This window comes from Gilliamella sp. CG13 (assembly GCF_046635805.1).
Taxonomy (GTDB): domain Bacteria; phylum Pseudomonadota; class Gammaproteobacteria; order Enterobacterales; family Orbaceae; genus Gilliamella; species Gilliamella apicola_I.
Genome location: NZ_JBIDFM010000004.1, coordinates 209,737 through 228,242, shown reverse-complemented (window position 1 = coordinate 228,242; position 18,506 = coordinate 209,737). Strand labels below are relative to the sequence as shown.

Genomic DNA, 18,506 nt, shown 5'->3' with positions numbered 1-18,506 from the left:
TTTACGGTAACATCTCTAAAGGAATAGGATAAACATTTTCACGAGGATCACTACCTTCCGCTAATGAAATCCAACGATCAACATCCGCATTACATTTCTGATAATAACGAATTTTACTATTTAAATTACGAATAAATTTTTCTTGCTCAAGACCACTCATACTTTTCCACGTCTCTTGATCCAACCCAGTTACATCGCTTTTATAAGGGATATTATCCAAATATTCCCCAAGTAACCCCAAATCGGCAATTTTTGTGACTGCGTTCGATTTTAATTTACTTGGGTCTTGCCCCATAGCAGCAGCAACCGATCGTAGCTGCGAAAACATATCATCGGCAGAAATTAATCCATCATTTGCTGCATTGGCGATTTTACTAACAATATCGCTTAAATCACTTAATTGAGATTTAGTTAATAAGATTCGAGGTTCAGCTGTTGGAATAGTGGGTTTAATAAAATCTTTATCAGCAATCCACGCTTTGAAGACCGAAGGCGCTTTAGACCCATTAGTTTCACCTAAATAAGCCAACTGCATAGCTTTACCCAGTAATAATGCATCATTTAACATATCGGCATTACTATCTTTAGCATTAATCGCATTACCTATTGACGCTTCACCTTTATAAGCAAGTTTCACTTGCTCGGCTAAGGCTTTGGCTAAAGAGTCAACTTTTTGACCAAACTCATTCACATTACCGGCATTAACAGGGTAGTAAAGTGATTTATGAATAAAATCATTGTACGTTAAATCAGAATACTGCGTCGCAGCAATTTGGTGATCTTTTTCGCCACTTGACGTTTTTAAATGTAATGCATAAATCGCAACCCCTTTATGCTGTGCTTCAAGCCTTAATTGCGCAGCATCCATACCGGTGCTTGAAAGTTTATCATCCCCCGGAATTGCACTTGCATCCGTAATAAGAATCATATAACGCGCACCAAAACTGTTCCAATTAATATCATTCAACGCTTGTGCAACCCCCGCAAATGAATCTTCGGCAAAATAAGCCGTTGATACCGAGGCTTGTTTAAGTGATGCACTGAGTTTTTTAAAATCTTCACGATTTTTTACTTGGTTTGGATCGGCAAAAACTTTTGTGACAAATTCAAGTTTATCGGATGCGGTTAAACTTGATCGAAATGACACCAAGCCAAATTTAACTTGATCTTGTAACTTCTCTTTTTCAATATGCTGATAAACGCGTTCAACGGCCTCTTTGGTTCTTGAAATATACGGATCCATGGAAATCGTTGAGTCTATCACAAACACAATTGCAGCTTTAAAAGGAGCGACTTGATTAGTATTATCATCTGTTTTTTGAGTGGTAGTGGATGACTTAACGTTCTGAGTTGTTGCCACTAATTTATCTTGTTTACTGACAGAGGCGACTTCTAATATACGCTCATAAAACCCTTGTCCATTCATGACCTCTTCACCTTGTAAAATAGGTAATAAATAGAAGTTATTTTTAAAATCAACAAATTCCGCCGGCTCTTGAGCGATAACTTTTGGCGAAGTTTGGTTAACGTTTAATGCCTCACGAATGGGTTTTAATAATGTTTCTGGATGTTCAGAATCAACAATTGCCGTGAGTGAATCTTTATCTTTAAAAAATAGCAAAGGATCACGTTCAACCGGATTAGTAAAAACCAAGGTCATTTGCATATTCCATTCAATTGCGCATGAGCCATTAATCCAACCTACCGTTTTTCCATAGGAATCAGGCCCAACACTTAACCATTCTTGGTTATTTTGATTTTTTCGTTCATAAACATAATAGCGAGAAAATGCAGGAACTTGCTGTCCTGTAACCTCGCTAATATCTTTTTTTAACTCACACGTTGGCGTACTTAGTACGCGTTGATACAGTGTTGTTTTACCTTGCTGTTTAAGCGGTTCATTGGCAAAACTTATCAAGGGTAAACAAGTTAAGCTCAATACAAACATAATTTTTGAGATAGCTAAATTTTCCATTTTTGTTCCTACCTACTTTTGTAGCTCAGCTAACCGTGCTTTTACGTCTTTATTATCGGGATCATTATTCAATGCGGTTTCGTACCAATAAATAGCCGTTTCTTTATCAGCTTCAAAACAGCTATTAGCTTGATAATACTTTTCGTCATATTCTTTGGCATACAAAATGGCAATGGTTGAATTTACTTGTGATTGATTAGCATACAACCGCTGAGCAATATTACATTTTTTTGCTTTTTTAGCATCATTGATCAACTGAATAATCATTGGAGTTAGTGGTTTAGTTTGCAAACATTTTTGAATAAAAGTGAGATCATCATCACCTACTTGACTTAAACTACATTGACCTAACATAGCCGGTTCAGCGTCTTTAGCTTGTTGATTTTGGAAGAATAGAAAATACCAAATTGCGATACCCATAACAATTAACAGTAAAATAGCAATGATCAAGCCGAATATTAAACCTGATTTTCTTTTTTGTTTAATCGGTTGTGTCAACGTCTCATCCGTTACAGTTTCAGATGTGGGTACGGATGTAACGACTTCCTCAACGACGGGTTCAACAGGTTCTTCGATAATTTGTTCTTCGATTTCAGGCTCGTAAATGGTTTGTGTTTCGCCATCCATTTTTTCGTCATCGGGGATTACATCTACACACTCCTCAGGTTCAAGATGCGTATCAGACATAGTAGTAACCGTGTTTAATGCAGCTGACGTCATCACACCATCAGCTATGTTAATGACGCCTCGGTCACTGTAATTTTCGTTTTGCTTATCACGAATCTGTACCAAAAATCGTGCAGTACTTTCTTGAGTTAATAACGAATCAACCAGCCATTCACCAACAAGCCCGGTTAATTGTTCATGTTCGACAGTCATATCAGCCAACGTATGCCAACTTTTTTCTGGACTCCATTGATTTAATCCAGACAAATAATAACTATCCTGATTACGTTGAATCAATATTTCAATATCAGCACTACCATTCCATTTATATGCCAAAAATTTAGCTATACCCGGTTTATAACCATTTAATTCGATTCTTAATGCCATAATGTCCTCTATCCTGTCACTTCACTTTGTTATTGCATTAATTTACAAGAAATCATCCAATTTAATTTGTGATTGTTTAAAACATGCCAAAATCTCACCCAGACGACTATTTTGTTCCTGACTTATTTCCCGTCCGGCATGATGTCCGACATTTTCTTGTGCAAGCGTAGCAAAAGCTATAAACCAATCAAATATCGCAAATTGAGAATAATTTTTAGTATTATTATCCAATTTTGGCAACTGGTGAGATGATTGCATAACAAACTCATTTAACGGTGATGCAAATATACGCTTGCCATGATTAACACGACTCATTGGAATGTTATCCACCTGACCTTCAATAAAACCTAACCACGCAATATAATCAGATAATTGAGTATGAATTGTACTTATCTGTCTTGATTCAAGATCATCACGTTTACTGCCAGTATTTTCGTTATTTAAGATTTTTTCAGTTAAATTTTGTTCAATCTTCAAACGATTGGCTCCTGTAATAAGCTCTTCAACAATAAAAGATAATGATTTTTGGCTTAAACCAAAAAACTGTAAAATATGCTGATCCAGCACGATATTTCTTAAGTGCTCTAACCAAGTTGTAAAAACACTCTTAGCAAATTTAGATTCAGTCGGCAAAGTCACTGCTGGCTTACTGGTTAAATTGCTATTCATGTCCGAAAAAAGGTCAAATTCAGTATTAAAGCCAAAATCATTGGATAAATTGCCGACTAAATTATCATCATTATCTTTAGCTATCTGGTTTTCTACATGGTTGGAATGATACAAAGCTCGAATTGTTTGATCCGGCAATTCTAAAGTTTTGAGTAATTCACCTAATAACAATGCTTTACCCTGCAACTCTTTCACCACATCTGCGATAACGTGTTTTTTCTTACCAAGTTCTTCATCACTACCAGCTTGGTACCACGTATCAAAACGCATATTTGTGATGTAATCAATTTTTTCATTTAATTGCTCAACAATACGTTGTTGTTTTACTTCAGTAATCGCTACTTTTTCTAAATATTGACTAATTCGACCTATACCGCCATCGTTAAGTTTAAGCATGGCATCCCACGCTTCTTTTGGTTGAGATACATATTCTTGAACATCAACATTGTCGATAAAAGTCTTTTTTAATACGTCCATTTTAGTCTGATAATTCTCATTATGAGACAGTTCTTGGCGTGAAGAAGGATCGACATTTAAAAACGGTACATCAAAACCAGGTTTACGAACCAAATAAACATTGTTGAATTTCTGATTATTTGACCAATTCATTAGCCAATCATAACTTCCAAAACGTTCTAAAATAGTTTGTTGTAATAATCCACCTTTACCCCAACTATTTTTAAGATTATCTTCCGACAAGGTCAACGATGTACATATCCGTTTATCAAACATGGTAATCGCCCACAACAAGCCAACTTCTTTGGTTGCTCGCTTTTCAGGTGTTTCACCTTGTGTTTTACCGATCCACCGTTCAAGCACCGGCCCAACATCATTCACATCAGATTGCTTATCAGAAGGTGTACAAACCACTAATACATTCATCTCTTGGCTATCGGTATACTTTTCAAATAAGTAGGCAACTTTACCCCGTAATAATAGTTGAGAAATGGGATTACCTTCTTTAACATCTGAAATCGAGATTAAATTCAAGCGTCCTCGATATCCCGGAAAATCAAGCAAATCAACTTTTTCAAATGTTGAAACTCGCGTTTTGTTTACTAATGGAAAGATTAATTCCGCTGTTAAAAAAGCCAGTTGCGCCAAAGATAAATCCGTTGGTTTACCGTTAATAGGCGTTATCGTAACCGATGAATCTTTATCGGTGTTTAATCGCTCTAAGATGTCTACATTCATAATACTGTCAATTTGCGATTTAGTACCATTTTGCTCTTTAATCAAAACAGTTAACGGCGCATACACAGTTTCAGCATGATGTAAACGAGATAACGTATTAGCAAGCTGAATATAGATTGTTGTTAGCTCTGCAATTCCACCCCATAATACCGCAAACAGCTCGCCTCGTTCAGAAACAGATAGATAAGGAAGTAAATGTACTGCTTTTTCCCAATATCCCCCTTTTAAACCTTCTAAAGCGTTGCCGAAATTTTCAGACAAATAATCGTAAAGTTCAACGATATCATCTTCCGATATACCGCCGACATAACTGGTTTGTTTTTTATTTTCCAACCGTTGGATTAACTGATTTAATTGTGAAAATTCAATTTTATTAGAGACTTTTTGCTGGTCAAAATCTTTAAAAAAAGCATTAATTAATATTTTGACAATTTCTATCTCTCTAAACAATTTTAACTCTAACGGATAGTTGGCAATTCCACCTTTAGCGGTTCGACTAAAACGCGTGACTAAACCTGTCGCTTCTTTACCACTTCCTACCGGATTGACATGATCGATAAAATCTAAAATTTGGTTATCGACAACCGTTTCAAGTTTGCCATTATCCCCTGCGGCAAGTGCCGAAATCAGGTATGATTTTCCTGCTTGAGAAAGTCCAAAAAAACCGACCGCAACCGATTTGGTAGAGACCTCACCTAATCGTTTAGCGCTATTACGCAAACGGCGTAAATCAAGAATTAAATTATCTGCTTCACTATTTAAACGTTTGGATGAATGACGTGTTTGATTAACCCATTCAATTGCTTCTGCTGATGCATGGTAAACGTGTTCCCAAGATTTAGGCAGTTGTTCATTTATGTTATTCATCGTTTTATCATTCCACTATCAAGCCAATATTGGGTACTGATTAAACCGGAGTTAACCATTGTATTTAAACTCAGTTTAACATCTTGGTTTTTATTGCAAGCTCGTCCATCAGATGCTTTTATGTCTTTAATATAAAAATTCTCGACCATTTTTTGCCTATTTTTAATACCTAAGGTCACTTCAAGTACCACGCCTTGAGCACTTAAACGCCGAGCAACATCGCCGTTTTCAATGGTCAAAATATAGATCGGAGAAGCCGGCCAGCGATCAACTTCAAGTTGTTTAAAACCTAGCCGTGTTGTACCTCGTATTTCAAAAGATAGATCAGGAAAATCATAATCAGGATCATCTAAATTTATATCTCGGTAATAGACATTTTCATTTTTAATCATGTTTAAATTATCCAACAATCCAATGTATTTGACTGTTGAATAAAGATCCATATTTGTTGATCTAAAATAGAAATTAGGTAGCCTTAAATTCTTACTTAAGAAGCAAAGCATAGCGCCTACAGCAGCGGTGGTTTTAGGATCATCAATGCGTTCTTGTTTATGGAATGGATACCATCCGCCCGTATAATAACCATGGAGTGGCAAGATTCGCCCTGCAGGGATAGACAAACGAGATCGAAAATAACTTTGAATACCCGGTAAGCGTGAAGGGCGTCCAGTTAATAACAGCACATCACATTGATAACAACTGATGATTTCGGACAATGCGTCAAACGTTTTACAAATATTGTAATAATCACCACGTATAAACAGGTAATGAATTCGTTTGAGATTAATCTCAATATTCAAATTAAGCACTGAAAAGTCAGGATTATTTAATGCACGCTTGATTGGCTCATTAATAAAATTCAGCACACTATCAGTCATAACATGATGCTCTAATAATTCTTTAAAACTTGCGCTAAATACCTGCTGTTCACTATGTAAAGGATCGTAAATTTCATACTCTTTCAAGATTCGCAAACCTATCGGCGTAAACAGTTGTAATGTCAGTTGTTGACGTAAAACCGCATCTTGAATAGAAAGTTGTTGTGAACCAATAATCGTTGACAAGATTGGGCTTGGATCAGCAAGTCCTGCCTGCTTTAAGCCGTTGGTTAACGAGGTTAAAACAATATCTTGAATAATATCAAGTAAAATATCATCACCCGCTACTTTAAAACCATCACGAAAACGCTGACTTGGAACAATATAGGCATTACTACTGTTTTGTTGCCCGTTTGCACCATAATCTAAATGGTAATCGTTGATGACTAAATCGGTTGTACCCCCACCGATATCCACCGTCGCAATGGTAACTTTTTGCTTATTGGTTTTGTCAGGTCGAACAATTGAAGCAATAAATTCTTCACTACGTCCGTTAAAATTATTTTGTGTTTCATTGAAAAGATAAACTACTTGACCACAGGTTGCTTCATCCCATTGAATATAAACTTCCGGTATGTTTGGCCAAATATGTTTAAGTTCTTCCGGATGAGTAAAATCAATATTATCATCCGAATTATCCCAACCTAAACTTTTCCAAACAAGTCCAATAGCTTGATACACACAACTTTTAAATATCGCTTGTTCGGGTTTTGGCATAGCGGGCGGAATCGTTAAGATAATTGAACGTAAATTACGTGGCGTTTTAGCATGTTCAAGTTTATTACGTTGCGCAACGCTATTAATCTGCATTAAAGCATGCATCAATACTTCGCATAACATAAACGTCATGAGCGAACTACGTGAATATTTAGGGTGGAATACCGGTATTTTACGATCATATTCTTCTTGAATATTGTTATTAAGAATATGTAGGGCTTCACCATATTCATTAATTAAATTTGAAAAGGGCTCTGCCGTTGCAAAAGGTTCATGATCGCTTTTTACATAATAAGAGTTAAAACGCCAACCTTGTTCGTACTTATCTTGATCCCATAAATAACGTTTTGGACTTGAAAGCCCGGTTGCACCTTCGTTGCCTTCACGGCGACTAGCTAAGCGGCTTGCTTCTTTACCGACACGAACAATACTAGGCCAACGGAAGGTATCTCGTCGACCACTCTGTAGCGAAAAGTGTTCTTTACCAAAAAAGGTTTGTGCAAATTCAACTCGACTTTCAAATGGTTCGTTATAGATATATTCCGGTCTGGTTAGATCGCGTATCTCCAATTCATAGCGATGATTAAGACTGTCTTTATCTTGAACATGATCTTCAATCAAAATGCCACAAGTTCGTGAATTACCCACATCTAAAATCATATCGACAGGAATCGATTTCACAATATCATTTTTATTGTTAGAAACAATTTTAATGGTTGGTAGATTTAATGTTTCACCGAGCAAATTAATGATATTAAGATAGTGCCCATAATAAGCCTTATTATTCATTTCTTGCTGGATATCATCCTTATGCATCTTTAAGCGTTCAGGTTGCTGCGCTAATTCTTCAAACAGATCGATTAACCAACTAGAAATCCATTTGAGTTCTAAAAACCATGACACATGATCAGAGCGGTGCGCCAGACTAAAAATCGCACCTGTCATTACGTCATTTTCAGTTGGAGCAAGATAAGCAACATCATCCAAATTAGCAAAGATTTTAGTGTCAAACGCAAATGTTATACGATGCGTATTACCATCGGGATCTTCACCTTGAGGAATACTGACAATTCTTACTCTGCTCCAGTTATGAGGACCTTTATCAAATCGTTCTGGAGGAATCGACCGTAAAACAGGAATCGGTAACCAAACACCGTCATACAATTTTAGGGATTGATCGACACTAATTTCTTGTGTGGGGGTAACCGCAAAAGTGGGGTTGTCAGGACTAAAAAATTGACCATTTTCGACATCTTCTAGTAATCGAATCAATGCACCACTTTCGGACGGATCAATAAAGCACCCATTCGCTTTATTGCGCCATTGGCTGTCTTTCCAATCTATTTTAAGTGCAAAATCAAGAAACTGAATACCACTGTTCATGATAAGAGTCACTTCTTGACCATAATTGCGTAATTCTGGAAGCATATACTACCCTATTGTTTTTTCATCGTTAACGGGAACGATGTACCATTATTATAATTTCCCTTACAATCAGTTTGATTGTTACTGTTTGTTGAGCACTCTATTTTCGGTAATTGATATTTTGTATTATCGCTACAAAGCGCTTCAGTATTACTCTTTATACTTAAATTTGAGTTTTGAAAACCACTACCAACTTTACCAACACATTTCACACCATCACTACGTATTACCGTAACTTCACCATTTCCTTGATCAAAACTGTAGTTTAAACGTAATGGTTTACCCGTTGATTTATCTTGGATTCCACCACCTACTGTCCATTGTCCATTAAGAAAATCCATAGAACCTTGCTTAATTGCATCTGGTGGTACACTTAAATTTTGGGATTGTGTAGCGTTATTGGTATCCATAGCTGCTGTGTTTTGATTCTGGTTTTCATTTTGATTAGTGTTATCAACATCAGAAGTCGTACCTGCATTATCAGGCGTTATGTCATGAATTGGCGGATTATCATCACCTGCACCATGACTATCGACAGGTAATGTGGTAGGCGTGTTGAGCGTATCAGTCACATCAATGTTACCTTCTGTAACAGTTGTACCAACTACGTCATTACGATTGTCAGTATTTAACACCGAATCATGATTTATGTTAGTACCCACCGGTCTATGAATAACATTCACATCACGGATAGGATTCTCACCTTTTTTATCTTCTGGTTTTTTGTCCCGATCAGTCTCAACCGGTACATTCACCGCATTATCGACTGACAATGGCGGTGTAATTGATGATTCAGGGTGATAAAAGCACCCTCGTAATAAAAACAGTAGTAATAATAACAATAATAGTGGCAACAGCATTAATAACCACATCCACCAACGTTTCCACCAAGGACGTTTAGACGTTATCGGGGGGTCAATTTGTTCAGTAACATAAGGTGCTGTGCTTTCTGATTGTTCTAAACATTTGAAAGGTGATTGGGTTAGTTGAGTTTGTGGATTAATAAATCCCCAAAAAGTAATAACAGGCTTGCCATTAACGATATAAATATATTCATTGCTTGGAAACCGAATCGCCATAAGATTTGGTTCTTGGCTGTCCTCACGGTGATTAGGATCATAAATTAGGCGGCTAAATAGCAATTGATCGCCTTCAAGGTTTGGATTATTAGCTAATTGTTTGCCTAGCTCAACTACCTTTTGTTCAAATGCTGCCAACAATTGAAGCGCTGATTGCTGTTCTGATTCGCTGGCAGATGACCAAGGCACAATATCATATTGAGCCGAATCAAAAGGAATATACCAATCAACCCTATTTCCTTGATCATTACGTTGTGGAATGGCTAAATAGTCGGCATATTGTTTACCTATTTTTACTCTGAACATTTCACGAATTTGGGTTGCCACTAGGTAAGCAGCTTTACCGTCATGCCCAAGCATTTTAAAATCTTTAATATCACCAGTTCTAAGTAGTGTATTTGCCATACTGACCTTTCCATTCCATTATCATATGATATTTTTGTAATCTTTTAATTCTAACAGAAAAATCCAGCTGTTGTAATTGGTATCTATAGGATAAGTTAAGATTTTTTTACTTTATTTTTTACATACTGCAAAATTACCTTACCATAATAGTCATTTTAAAAACATATCATCAGTCAATACTCGTAATGGTTGCATATCACTATCTCCCCGAATGACTAAGGATGGATCAGAACGTAAACACGTTCCCCCATAATGTCCGCCGACAGTGAAAGTACAGATTTGCAAATAACGATCATCGACTTTCGGTAAACACCACAATTCTTGATAGATGTTTTCTTGTTTAGCAAATTTACCGACAGTTTTCCCCAAAATGGTTTCTTTGCTGCTGACTAATTGAATATCACTCCCCCGCCGCCCTGCAATCGGCTTAACGGCATACCCCTTTTTCTCTAAACTTTTATTAAGTTCGAATGTAGACTCTAATAAATAACGATGATTAGGAAATAAAGACCACAGCACCGGTAAAATCGCTTTATTGCTTGGAATAACTGTCCATAAAGGTTCAAATACAGTGACTTCGGGACGTAAAAGAACGTCTATCAACCTTACCGCATTTTCTGGATGCCAAGTCCGTATTGGTAATCCGGCTATTTGGGCTTCACTTTCTTGACGAAGTTGTTCTAATACGGTTTCCCATGCCCATGTTTTCCAGACACAGGTTACTTGACGATCTTCATCATCAACTAACCGACCGCGTTTATCCCATTTTAAGCCGCTCAAACCTCGTAAAATTTTGCTCTTAAATCCTGCTTGTGTCAGGGCTTTTTGCATAAATAAAGCATGATAATTTTCTTCATTATCATTATCTTGCATAATATGGATAAAAGCTTGTGCATCGCTATGCTTCCAACAACTCGCTAATGCGTTAAGCAACCCAGCACTAGGGTTTACGCCAACATTTAGCCCAGCTTGTATTGCCCAATTTTGTAGTATCTGTCCAGCTTCAGTATGACACGATGCCGAATCAGCATTATATTCATAAACTTTAAAGCCTCGTTCATCCATGCAAAAGTCTAGCCGACCGGTTATCATTTGATAACGTCGTTGTTGCCATGACAGTCGCAAACGAGGCCATAAAATTTCGGGGATATTAAAATTCATCAGCAAGTTATCATCTTTTAGTACTCTATCGGTTGCATGTAAATACATAAGATGTAACTCATTGGTCGCTCGAATAAGTTCTTGCTCGGCACTTTCAGAAATAGTGAAATATCGGTAGTGATCATCATGACTAATTGCATGCCCTGCCGCTTGGATATAAGCATTTTCTAAACTATCTTGCTCATTAAGCCAGTTAATATCAAATTGACCTTGATTTTCAATATGTTGACTATGAATAGCCAGTAAAGGCGCCGGTACGGTTGGTTGTGGTAGACTATATTGTGTATTTTCGGTTTGTATCATCCAACCTAATATGGTGGTATCGTCAAACGTATCATGTAACAAATAACCATTGTCGGTGACCGTCATCCTTAATTCACGAGTCCAATGTTGACCAATTGGTAATCGGGTATGAATAACATTTTGTTCAGCTATCCGAACTTTATCTTCAAAGACTTCGGTAATAATAGCAACATGACCCGTTCTATCGAAAACACCACCATCATCCCAAATAAGTAATGCGCCAGCTTCGGGGTTTTTCTTACCACCATTAGCAAAAGCTTGTAAAGGCAATATCGCTTCATTGATGACTTGTCTTAAGACACGAAGTGAAAAAATTTCATGAGCCATGCCGACATCAGTAAACACAATACCATAATTAAGAAATAAAAAACGCCTTGCAAATTCAACGCATTGCCATTTATATCCCATATATTCATGCCCGGAATAACTTCGAAAAGAGGCATCATCAGGGTATTGAGTTGGGTCTAATGTTTCATAATCAGAAGAGTAAATGGCAACGCCACCTGGGGCATAACCTAACAATGTACCAAAAGGTTCTCTATCATCGGAGTGTGCTAACATATTTTTCAACCTTTTTTATAATTTATAGGATAATGCTAACTAAGCTGTGATAAAATTAATCTATCATAGATCAATTTGAATACTTTAAGAAGCGAAGTTTATGCTTGATCACTTGAAGAACATCAAAGCGCCTATATATGACTGTTATTCCTGGTAGTAATACCCCAAACATACCGATTACGTGAGAAACATAAAATTATGCAACAGAAAACAAATTTAAAAGAATTATTAGATTTTCCTTGTTCTTTTACTTATAAAGTCATGGGAGAAGCTAAACCAGAACTGGTTGATAAAGTCGTGTCCGTTATCCAACGTCACGCACCGGGTGATTACAGTCCGTCAATCAAACCTAGCAGTAAAGGGAATTATCATTCTGTGTCGATTACTATTAATGCAACACACATTGATCAGATTGAAAATTTATATAAAGAATTAGGTGAAATAGATATTGTAAGAATGGTTTTATAACACTTTACTTTTTCATCAATTTTTGTACAAAATAGAGCCTTGTTATTCCGACGAGGCTCGATCATGAAACCAGAAACCATTGCACTTCACACAGGTTATACCCCTGAACCCACTACTCATGCTGTTGCTGTTCCCATTTATCAAACAACCTCTTATGCTTTTGATGATACACAGCATGGCGCAGATTTATTTGATTTAAAAGTCGCTGGCAATATTTATACCCGTATTACCAACCCAACTAACGCCGTACTCGAAGCTCGAGTCGCTGCGCTTGAAGGTGGTATTGGTGCTTTAGCTGTTGCATCAGGCATGGCGGCTATCACTTATGCTATTCAAGCAATTACCTTTGCTGGCGAAAATATTGTTTCTGTTTCGCAATTATATGGCGGCACTTATAATTTGTTTGCCCATACTTTACCTAATTTTGGTATTACAACCAAATTTGCACCTCATAATGATTTAGTGGCTATTGAACAGCAAATTGATGACAAAACCAAGGCCATATATTGCGAAAGTATTGGCAATCCTGCAGGTAATATTGTTGATTTAAGCCAACTTGCCGACATCGCACATCGGCATGGTATTCCGTTAATCGTCGACAATACCGTTGCCAGTCCTGCACTTTGTCGACCATTTGAATTTGGTGCTGATATTGTCGTGCATTCATTAACTAAATATATTGGTGGGCATGGTAATAGTCTTGGAGGAATCATCGTTGATTCAGGACGGTTTCCATGGAAAAAATATGCGGATAGATATCCAATGCTTAATCAACCAGATCCATCTTATCATGGTGTCTCTTATACGGATACCTTTGGTGATGCGGCTTACATTGCACGTTGTCGAGTAATCCCTTTACGCAATATGGGCGCTGCACTATCGCCATTTAATACTTTTTTGATACTACAAGGGCTTGAAACCCTTTCTTTGCGCATGGAACGCCACTGTCAAAATGCACTCAACGTTGCAAAATATCTAATCTCACACCCACAAGTTGAATGGGTTAACTATGCTGGTCTTAGCAATCATCCTGAACATGATTTAGTGGTAAAACAGATGGATAATCATTTACCTGCTGGCATTTTATCGTTTGGTATTAAAGGTGGAAAACCTGCAGGCGCTAAATTTATTGATGCACTAAAATTAATTATTCGTCTGGTCAATATAGGCGATACACGCTCATTAGCTTGTCATCCTGCATCAACTACGCATAGACAACTTAATAATGAAGAACTGAAAAAGGCAGGAGTAAGTCAAGAAATGATTCGTTTGTCTATTGGGATAGAACATATTGATGATATTATTTCTGATTTAGCACAGGCATTAAAAGCGACACTATAATCAAAATTAAAAAGCCAGATAACAAATGTATAACTGGCTTTTTTAGCAATCGATTAATTAATCTAAGATTTTAACAAGTTCGTTTGTCACATCAGATACAGATTGGGTACCATCAATGCGGTAGTATTTTGCACGACCTTCTTTCGCTTCATGTTGGTAGTAATCAATTAAAGGTTTAGTTAATTGATGATATTCAACAAGGCGTTTACGGACAATCTCTTCATCATCATCTTTGCGAGTTGTTAAAGGTTCACCCGTAATATCGTCAACATTTTCTACTTTTGGTGGATTATGACGGACATGATAAACTCGTCCCGATGGCGCATGAATTCGGCGTCCACTCATTCGATCAATGATAACAGAATCAGGCACATCAAATTCAAGTATATAGTCAACATTAATACCTGCTGATTTCATAGCATCAGCTTGGGGTACAGTTCGAGGGAATCCGTCTAATAAAAACCCATTTGCACAATCATCTTGTGCAATACGTTCTTTCACTAATGCAATCACGAGTTCATCAGTAACAAGTTTACCGGCATCCATTAATTCTTTAGCCTGTTGACCAAGTGGCGTACCAGCTTTCACTGCTGCACGTAACATATCGCCAGTTGAAATTTGAGGAATACCATATTTTTTCATAATGAATTGTGCTTGAGTTCCTTTTCCCGCACCTGGTGCACCTAATAAAATAATACGCATGAAATAACCTCTTATGGTTTTTATATAGATAGATTTTCTATTCTGGTAAATATTGAAATATCACTTTACTGCTGGAGATTAATCCATCAGTTGGACAAATATAATTTATGGCACCACAGCCTTTGATCATTTGAGCAGGTTGATGACAAGTGGGGCATATATAGTGTTCGACAAAATGTTGTTTACAGTGAGCACAAACGTAATGCTGGGCAGACATAACATCCATTTTATGATGACATTTAGGGCACAAGCCTTCTTGACTTTGCCCTGCTATATTTTTTTTTGACATAAACTATTTACGACCTCTAACGTGTTTCATCAATCGACGTCGTTTACGTTGTTGTGATGCCGTTAAACTATTTTTTCGACCTTCAAAAGGATTCTCCCCTTCTTTAAATTGAATTCGAATCGGCGTTCCCATAATTTTTAATGAGCGTCTAAAATAGTTCATTAAATATCGTTTATAAGAATCAGGAAGATCTTCAACTTGATTTCCGTGAACAACCACAATAGGTGGATTGTAGCCTCCGGCATGGGCATATTTGAGTTTTACTCGACGTCCACGAACGAGAGGTGGTTGGTGATCGTCTTGTGCCATTTGCATAATTTTGGTTAATAATGCAGTATTTACCCGACGGGTTGCACATTCATAAGCTTCTTGAATTGAATCAAATAAATTACCCACACCACTACCATGTAAAGCCGAAATAAAATGCAAACGGGCAAAATCAATAAAATCAAGTCGGTCATCTAGTGTTGCTTTAACTTGCTCTTTGATGTCTTGTGATAACCCATCCCATTTATTGACAGCAATAACAAGTGAACGCCCACTATTGATGATAAAGCCGAGTAATGATAAATCCTGATCTGAGATACCTTCTCTGGCATCAATCACCAATATGACAACATTTGCATCTTCAATCGCTTGTAATGTTTTAATCACTGAAAACTTTTCGACAGTTTGCGTTACCTTACCACGTTTACGCACCCCTGCCGTATCAATTAAAACATATTCTCGTTCGTCACGAGTCATTGGTATATAGATACTATCTCGAGTTGTACCTGGCATATCATAAACCACAACCCGTTCTTCACCTAAAATTCGGTTAGTTAGTGTTGACTTACCTACATTTGGACGCCCGACAATAGCCACTTTAATCGGTTGATTAATCAGTGATTCAACATCATCTTCGTCAACATCGTCATAAGATTCTGATAAATCTGGTGGCAATTGGTCTTCATTAAAGTCATCTTCATCGTGATCTTTAAATTGAAAAATAGGTTCCAACGCCGTTTCAATCAAAGAACTGACACCACGCCCATGACTTGCCGCTATGGGGTGGATATCGCCTAAACCTAATGAGTAAAAATCTGAGATAGCCGTATCAGCATCAATACCATCAATTTTATTGGCAACTAAAAAAGTGGCCTTTTGACGAGAACGCAAGTGTTTAGCGATCGCATGATCTGCCGGCATAGCACCCGCTCTTGCATCGACTAAAAACAGAACGATATCGGCTTCTTCGATAGCTTGTAAGGATTGGTCAGCCATAAAGCTTTCAACCCCTTCTTCAGTGCCATCAATTCCACCCGTATCAATTACAATATATTCATGGCCCTTGATTTCAGCTCGTCCATACTTACGATCACGGGTTAATCCAGGAAAATCTGCGACTAACGCATCACGTGTTCTTGTTAACCGATTAAATAAAGTTGATTTTCCAACATTTGGACGACCAACTAGTGCTACAACAGGTACCATGTTTATTCTCTAATTACTTAAATTTTTTGTGAAAGCGTAAATATCACCATTTTTGACTTGAACAATCAGTTTATTGTCAACCACCAATGGTTTAGCGATTATTCCGCTACTACTTACTTCTATTTTATTTACAAGTTCACCTGTTTCAGCATTTAACCAATACAGGTAACCTTCAAAATCACCAAATACGACATAATCTTGATAAATGACTGGATCAGTCAATTGGCGGTGTGTAAAACTTGATTGCGTCCAAAGTACGCCACCTTCCGTTTTTGATAATGATTGAATATTATCATCTTGATCTACTACGTATAATCGATTTTTATCAACCGCAAAACTGTGTGTTGAACCTATTTTTTTACGCCATATGACTTCACCATTACTTAAATCCAGTGCAGCAACATAACCATTAAATCCAACAGAATAGACAGTATTTCCTTCAACTACAGGGGTTGAATCAACATCATTTAATTTTGCAATTTCTGTTGAACCAGTCGGTTGTGAAATACGTTGTTGCCAAATTAATTGACCATCATTAATGTAGTAAGCATTTACTCGACCATTATCATCACCAAAGATAGCTGCACCATGGGCAATGACTGGTGTTGAGTTACCTCTTAATGATAATGCCGGAACTTCAAAAGTCACTTCCCAAAGTTCGTCACCAGTTTCACGATTAAGCCCTTGTAATATACCATTAGCGGTATGAACCACTAATTTATCATCAGATGATACCGGGCGAGCAAGGACTTCTCCTTTAACTGATTTTTCCCAGACGACTTTTCCGTTTTGACGATCTAAAGCATAAACAACAGCACGTTCACTGCCAACATAAACATAATTTTCATCGGCACTTACACCACCAGAAAAGAGCGCTGTTTTACTACTGAAAAGTGTACTTTTAGATAAATCGACATTCCACAATGTGTTACCCGTCGTTAAATCAACTGCTTTTACCTCTCCACTTCGGCTCGCTGCATAAATAACATTATCATAACTAGCAGGACCTAATAATGAATAAATACGAGTATTTCCTGCAGTACTGTTACGCCATAATTGGTGAATAGTAAATTGGTTACTGACTATAGGAGAAGGTGAAACTTGAATAACTTCTTCTTCTCCTCCAAATATCGAGCATCCAGCAAGTGAAAACATAAAAACACTGGTTAAAAAACATTTAGATAACTTCATTGTATAGACCCTTATAGCAGGATAAATTAATTTTTATTTTCTTCCGTTTCAGTCTTTGACTGATCCTCTTGCTCTGCTTTTTCTTCAGCAGTTTGTTTATCTTGTTCAACTGTTTGTTTAGCTTGTAAATATTCAGCTTGATTTAGTTTAATTTTAATATTTGGCTCTGAACTTATCATTGCCGCTGATTTTAGCGCAATTTTATAGGCATCTATCGCCTCAGCATAACGAGACATTTTGGTTAATATATCGCCCCGTATTTCGTTAATCACTGGTTCCCAAGCTTCATTGTTAACTTTATCTAACGTTGCTAAACTTTCTTGGTATTGGTTTTGTTGATACTGCACACGTGCAATACGAATATTAATAACGGATTTTACCGGTTCCGCTTTTGTTTTAGATAAAGCATCAGTCAATAATGCTTGAGCACCTGCATAATCTTTTGTTACTTCGATATAAAATTTAGCCGCAAAAAGATCAGCAAAAACGTTATAAACGCTATCCCCCTCTTTTGCAAAAGCAACTAAATCATTTACGGATTCCGGTTTTGTCTGATCTAACTGTTTTACAAGTTGCTCATAACGATCTGACATTTGTTCCAATTTTTTAACTTGATTTGATTGATAGTAATTCCAACCATAATAAGCCAATAATCCGATGACAATAACGGCAACAATAATTTTCCACGTTTTCGCAAGAAACTCTTTTAAAGCCCACATTTGTTCTTCACTTGACGATTGATAACTCACGCTTAT

Annotated in this window: 13 protein-coding genes; 2 read left to right on the top strand and 11 right to left on the bottom strand. The window is 37.1% G+C overall.

The window, feature by feature from the left end; genetic code table 11:
* Position 1 precedes the first annotated feature (1 nt).
* From ACGH6R_RS07965 to gss, 6 genes are all read right to left on the bottom strand, one after another.
* Complete coding sequence (locus ACGH6R_RS07965; protein WP_411599336.1) at positions 2-1,975, bottom strand: vWA domain-containing protein; 1,974 nt, start codon at positions 1,973-1,975, stop codon at positions 2-4.
* 12 nt (positions 1,976-1,987) lie between these two features.
* Positions 1,988-3,028, bottom strand: a complete 1,041-nt coding sequence (locus ACGH6R_RS07960; RefSeq protein ID WP_411599334.1) for a hypothetical protein — start codon at positions 3,026-3,028, stop codon at positions 1,988-1,990.
* A gap of 42 nt (positions 3,029-3,070) precedes the next feature.
* Positions 3,071-5,758, bottom strand: coding sequence for a putative virulence factor (locus tag ACGH6R_RS07955; RefSeq protein ID WP_411596722.1), 2,688 nt, complete (start codon positions 5,756-5,758; stop codon positions 3,071-3,073).
* The gene (locus ACGH6R_RS07950) at positions 5,755-8,781 is read right to left on the bottom strand and encodes a virulence factor SrfB (RefSeq protein ID WP_411599332.1); all 3,027 of its coding nucleotides are present in this window, start codon (positions 8,779-8,781) and stop codon (positions 5,755-5,757) included. The genes ACGH6R_RS07955 and ACGH6R_RS07950 overlap by 4 nt, the downstream gene beginning before the upstream one ends.
* Before the next feature lie 8 nt (positions 8,782-8,789).
* Positions 8,790-10,262 carry an SrfA family protein gene (locus tag ACGH6R_RS07945; RefSeq protein WP_411599330.1) on the bottom strand — a complete coding sequence of 491 codons (1,473 nt, stop codon included), beginning with the start codon at positions 10,260-10,262 and terminating at the stop codon, positions 8,790-8,792.
* 150 nt (positions 10,263-10,412) lie between these two features.
* Complete coding sequence (gss, locus tag ACGH6R_RS07940; protein WP_411599328.1) at positions 10,413-12,287, bottom strand: bifunctional glutathionylspermidine amidase/synthase; 1,875 nt, start codon at positions 12,285-12,287, stop codon at positions 10,413-10,415.
* Positions 12,288-12,485: 198 nt separating this feature from the next.
* On the opposite strand from gss, the gene ybeD reads away from it, so the two are divergent.
* Together ybeD and ACGH6R_RS07930 are read left to right on the top strand one after the other, a co-directional pair.
* Positions 12,486-12,755: a DUF493 family protein YbeD gene (ybeD, locus tag ACGH6R_RS07935; RefSeq protein ID WP_065558632.1), complete on the top strand. Its 270-nt coding sequence runs from the start codon at positions 12,486-12,488 to the stop codon at positions 12,753-12,755.
* Positions 12,756-12,818: 63 nt separating this feature from the next.
* Positions 12,819-14,096 carry a bifunctional O-acetylhomoserine aminocarboxypropyltransferase/cysteine synthase gene (locus ACGH6R_RS07930; RefSeq protein ID WP_411599327.1) on the top strand — a complete coding sequence of 426 codons (1,278 nt, stop codon included), beginning with the start codon at positions 12,819-12,821 and terminating at the stop codon, positions 14,094-14,096.
* 57 nt (positions 14,097-14,153) lie between these two features.
* Here the strand turns inward: ACGH6R_RS07930 and adk are convergent, their stop codons facing one another.
* Genes adk through ACGH6R_RS07905 form a run of 5 tightly spaced genes read right to left on the bottom strand, consistent with a single transcriptional unit; the run spans position 14,154 to position 18,500 of the window.
* Positions 14,154-14,798, bottom strand: a complete 645-nt coding sequence (gene adk, locus ACGH6R_RS07925) for an adenylate kinase (RefSeq protein WP_267350381.1) — start codon at positions 14,796-14,798, stop codon at positions 14,154-14,156.
* Between the two features lie 37 nt (positions 14,799-14,835).
* Positions 14,836-15,087, bottom strand: coding sequence for a zinc-ribbon domain-containing protein (locus tag ACGH6R_RS07920; protein WP_267350379.1), 252 nt, complete (start codon positions 15,085-15,087; stop codon positions 14,836-14,838).
* 3 nt (positions 15,088-15,090) lie between these two features.
* Complete coding sequence (gene der, locus ACGH6R_RS07915; protein WP_411599325.1) at positions 15,091-16,560, bottom strand: ribosome biogenesis GTPase Der; 1,470 nt, start codon at positions 16,558-16,560, stop codon at positions 15,091-15,093.
* Positions 16,561-16,569: 9 nt separating this feature from the next.
* A complete protein-coding gene (gene bamB, locus ACGH6R_RS07910; RefSeq protein ID WP_267379753.1) occupies positions 16,570-17,751 on the bottom strand; it encodes an outer membrane protein assembly factor BamB in 1,182 nt (393 codons plus the stop codon).
* Positions 17,752-17,777: 26 nt separating this feature from the next.
* Complete coding sequence (locus ACGH6R_RS07905) at positions 17,778-18,500, bottom strand: YfgM family protein (RefSeq protein ID WP_267379751.1); 723 nt, start codon at positions 18,498-18,500, stop codon at positions 17,778-17,780.
* Positions 18,501-18,506: the final 6 nt, after the last annotated feature.

What these genes read in the sequence shown, in the direction of transcription:
- ACGH6R_RS07965 (WP_411599336.1), bottom strand. Translation starts at nt 1,975, where the DNA reads ATGGAAAATTTAGCTATCTCAAAAATTATGTTTGTATTGAGCTTAACT.
- ACGH6R_RS07960 (WP_411599334.1), bottom strand. Translation starts at nt 3,028, where the DNA reads ATGGCATTAAGAATCGAATTAAATGGTTATAAACCGGGTATAGCTAAA.
- ACGH6R_RS07955 (WP_411596722.1), bottom strand. Translation starts at nt 5,758, where the DNA reads ATGAATAACATAAATGAACAACTGCCTAAATCTTGGGAACACGTTTAC.
- ACGH6R_RS07950 (WP_411599332.1), bottom strand. Translation starts at nt 8,781, where the DNA reads ATGCTTCCAGAATTACGCAATTATGGTCAAGAAGTGACTCTTATCATG.
- ACGH6R_RS07945 (WP_411599330.1), bottom strand. Translation starts at nt 10,262, where the DNA reads ATGGCAAATACACTACTTAGAACTGGTGATATTAAAGATTTTAAAATG.
- gss (WP_411599328.1), bottom strand. Translation starts at nt 12,287, where the DNA reads ATGTTAGCACACTCCGATGATAGAGAACCTTTTGGTACATTGTTAGGT.
- ybeD (WP_065558632.1), top strand. Translation starts at nt 12,486, where the DNA reads ATGCAACAGAAAACAAATTTAAAAGAATTATTAGATTTTCCTTGTTCT.
- ACGH6R_RS07930 (WP_411599327.1), top strand. Translation starts at nt 12,819, where the DNA reads ATGAAACCAGAAACCATTGCACTTCACACAGGTTATACCCCTGAACCC.
- adk (WP_267350381.1), bottom strand. Translation starts at nt 14,798, where the DNA reads ATGCGTATTATTTTATTAGGTGCACCAGGTGCGGGAAAAGGAACTCAA.
- ACGH6R_RS07920 (WP_267350379.1), bottom strand. Translation starts at nt 15,087, where the DNA reads ATGTCAAAAAAAAATATAGCAGGGCAAAGTCAAGAAGGCTTGTGCCCT.
- der (WP_411599325.1), bottom strand. Translation starts at nt 16,560, where the DNA reads ATGGTACCTGTTGTAGCACTAGTTGGTCGTCCAAATGTTGGAAAATCA.
- bamB (WP_267379753.1), bottom strand. Translation starts at nt 17,751, where the DNA reads ATGAAGTTATCTAAATGTTTTTTAACCAGTGTTTTTATGTTTTCACTT.